2 protein-coding genes and 1 riboswitch are annotated in these 3,474 nt (G+C 43.1%); both genes read left to right on the top strand.

What is annotated here, in order from left to right; translation table 11 throughout:
* The coding region (locus A3766_RS14480; protein ID WP_156508908.1) for an ATP-binding protein at positions 1-1,670 on the top strand (1,670 nt) is incomplete at its 5' end.
* Between the two features lie 84 nt (positions 1,671-1,754).
* Positions 1,755-1,992, top strand: a riboswitch (cobalamin riboswitch).
* 102 nt (positions 1,993-2,094) lie between these two features.
* On the top strand, positions 2,095-3,474 hold a 1,380-nt coding region (locus tag A3766_RS14475), incomplete at its 3' end, for a TonB-dependent siderophore receptor (protein ID WP_068642411.1).

Here is a 3,474-nt window from a genome sequence, read left to right as displayed (position 1 = left end):
TTGCTTTGGTAGAAGCAGAGCAGCTTGCCTTAGATGGCGCGCCTTTTGAACAAACGGCAAAGCGTTATAAACAGGCCATAAAGGAAGCCGAGGAAAACGGCTTTAGACAATATGCCGGTTTATCAAACGAATTCTTTGGACGCTACTTAATAGATATTGGTTTTGAATCCCTTGCCGATGTTCCAATTAAACGGGCACATAGCTGGTACAAGAGTTGGGGGAATAAAGCCAAAATTGATAGGCTATTAGCATGTTATCCTGAGCTGGCTATAAGTGAGAAACGTGATAAAACAGTGCCAGCCACATTTAGTAATTCGTCAAATGTTACGCTGACTCAGCAGTTTTCAACTGGCTTATCCGCGACCAGTTCAGTCAGGTCGGGAGAGGCTTTGGATTTTCAGTCAATCATAAAGTCAATGCAGACCCTGTCGGGGGAGTTGGATTTACACAACCTCATTGAAAGCATGATGAAAGTAATTCTTGAAAATGCAGGTGCACATATTGGGGTCTTGGTTGTACAGAGCCTGAAGGGGCCAAAGGTAGAAGCTCAAGTCGATTTACCAAACGATCAGGCTTCCTATTTAATGCATATACCTCTGGAAAAGTCCGTGAATGTTCCTCAGGACATAATCAATTTAACACTTCGTTTAGGTGAAACAATCTGGCTAGAAAATGCTTGCGCTGACGGCGAGTTTAAAGAGGATGCTTATATATCGAAAGCAAGGTCAAAGTCGGTATTATGTTTGCCAATTGTTTACCGAAAATCTCAAATAGGCGCTCTGTACTTAGAGAATAGCTTGAGCACAGGGGTCTTTACCGAGCAGCGCATGAGTGTGATAAAAGTCTTACTGACTCAGGCTGCTATATCGCTTGAAAATGCACGTTTGTTTGATGAAGTGACGGGCCTGAATGCAGGTTTGGAGGAGAAAGTAGCCCAGCGAACGCGTGATCTAGACCAGGCTAATGTTGAATTAGCCTCAGCAAATAAAGAACTGGAATCATTTAGTTATACTGTATCGCATGATCTAAAATCACCCTTACGCATGATCAAAGGCTTTAGTGATATCTTACTTGATGATTACGCCTCGCAGCTTGATGAAGAAGCGCAACGGATATTGGCGAAAGTCGTTGCCGGTGCCAAGTCGATGGAAGACTTGATTAACGGTTTGCTGGACCTGTCACGAATGCAGCGAAAAGAAGTAAAAAGAACAGACCTAAACTTAAGCCAAATTGCTGACACAGTAGTGGCCAATCTGCGCGATACCTATCCCCTGCGTGTCGTAGATATTTATATTCAGCCAGATATGAATATCAATGGTGATGCCAGAATGATGCATTCAGTCGTTGAAAACCTGATAAACAATGCCTGGAAGTACAGTAGCAAGACAGAATCTGCAGAAATAGCATTTAGCTCTGCTTTGGTTGATGACGAACTCGGAAGAACAGAGCGCGTGTTTAAGGTTAAGGACAATGGTGCAGGTTTTGATATGTCACATGCGGGTAAGCTCTTCTCGACCTTCCAGCGATTGCATAACAAAAGTGACTTCGATGGCACCGGCGTCGGTTTATCAACGGTTAAGCGGATTGTCGAAAAGCATGGAGGGAGGGTCTGGGCCGACTCTGAGGTTGGCAAAGGCGCAAGTTTTTACTTTACTATTCCAGAGCAATAAATATTTAGGGCCAGAATAAAAATAGCCGTTTTTACTCTGGCCCTAAATATTTGCATACTTGACTTTTAAACCTGACATTATTACATTAGCGCCCACGTTACAGGTGTTCTTGGCTTTGTCCATTTGCTAAGAATGAAACGGGAAGTTGGTGAAGGCTGTTTGTTAAAGCAGTGAATAAGTCCAACGCTGCCCCCGCAACGGTAATTGAGTAACAGGACTAGCTCTCGCCACTGTGTAATTAATACATGGGAAGGCGCTAGTTCTACTGACAGTGATCAGATGCTCATAAGCCCGGAGACCGGCCTGAGAACTTAATTTAAGGTATTGCGGAGGGCGATATTTGAAAATATTGCTGTGCGTAATTTTTCTCCAGTATATTTTTTACTTCCTTCGTAAGCCGTCATCACATGCTGTTGGGTGAATTGTGCTTAGACTTGTTGCTGCCTATTTAGTACTTATAATTTTTTCCTATCATGCTTATGCACAGGAAATATTAGGAAAACATAACGAAGTACTTGTTCAAACTTCACGCCCCAAGCTGACTGATGTTGACCCCTCAAGCAATACTGGTTTAGTTACCGTTATCAAGAAAGAAGATTTCTCTAGTGATGCCGTAAGCGTTGCCGATATAGTTGAGCGCCAAGTGGGGGTTCAAGTCAGAGATCTTGGAGGCTTTGGCAGTTTCAGTTCTGTTAGTGTTCGCGGCTCATCTAGTAAACAAGTAAACGTGTACTTGGATGGTGTATTGCTGAATGGCTCCTACCAGGGGGCTGTCGACTTGAGCCAGTTCTTACTTGGTGCGGTTGAACAGGTAGAAATATACCGGGGTAATGTCCCGATATATTTAGAGCAAGCCGGGATTGGTGGGGCAATTAATATCAAGACTAGCGGTGGTGCACGAAAAGCCGGTGGCTTACTTAGTTCAAGTCTTGGTTCAGAAGGCATCAAACGTGCTGCAGCATCGTATAAAGGGAGTCTGGATACCCTTAATTATCTTTTTTCTGCTGAGCACTTTAGTGCTGACAATGACTATACAGTCATCAATACAAACGATACGCCCGATTATTACGCCGACGATTATGATCAAAATAAGAACAACAATGATGTTGTACATACATCACTTCTGGCATCATTTAACGAGCAGGTTAATGAGGCGTATCGATTTAGTTTAACTACGCAATACTCTAATAAAGAGCAGGGTGTTCCAGAGATACAAAACCTTGCAGACAATGATGCCACCTATGACTCAGAGTTCTTTTCGATGCAAGCCAATATAGAGCAGCATCTTAGGCGCGGTATTGTTTTTAACTATAGTTTATATGGACTTTATAAAGAAACGATATTTCGGGATGAGAAAAATCAAGTAGGTTTATTGCGAAATGATGACCGAACTGTATCAAAATCATTTGGTGGAAATATTAAAGCTAGTTTTTCTTCCGGTGCGAACCTTTGGGCCGCACTGTTAAGCGCAAAGATCGAAGGCTACGACCTACAGGAACGCATCGAAGGCACTTCTAGTCAATATCAGCGCGTGACAACTGTTGTCGGGCTACAAGATGAATGGCTGTCTAATTCAGGTTTTTGGTTGGTCAATGGTAGTGCTCGTGGGATCTCTGTCGTAGATGAAATAAAGCAGGATCAGGTTGCTGAGTTTTATCATGACCTCCAGCTTGGTTTGCTTGCACAGCTAAGTGCTGAGGTTCAATTCAGGGCCAACATCTCCAGAAATATTAGACTTCCCGAGTTAAATGAAATGTATGGTGATCGCGGGTTCACTTTAGGCAATGAAGACCTTGTTGAGGAA

The sequence above is a fragment of the Oleiphilus sp. HI0132 genome, from assembly GCF_001635845.1.
This window is presented reverse-complemented; position numbering and strand designations above follow the sequence as displayed.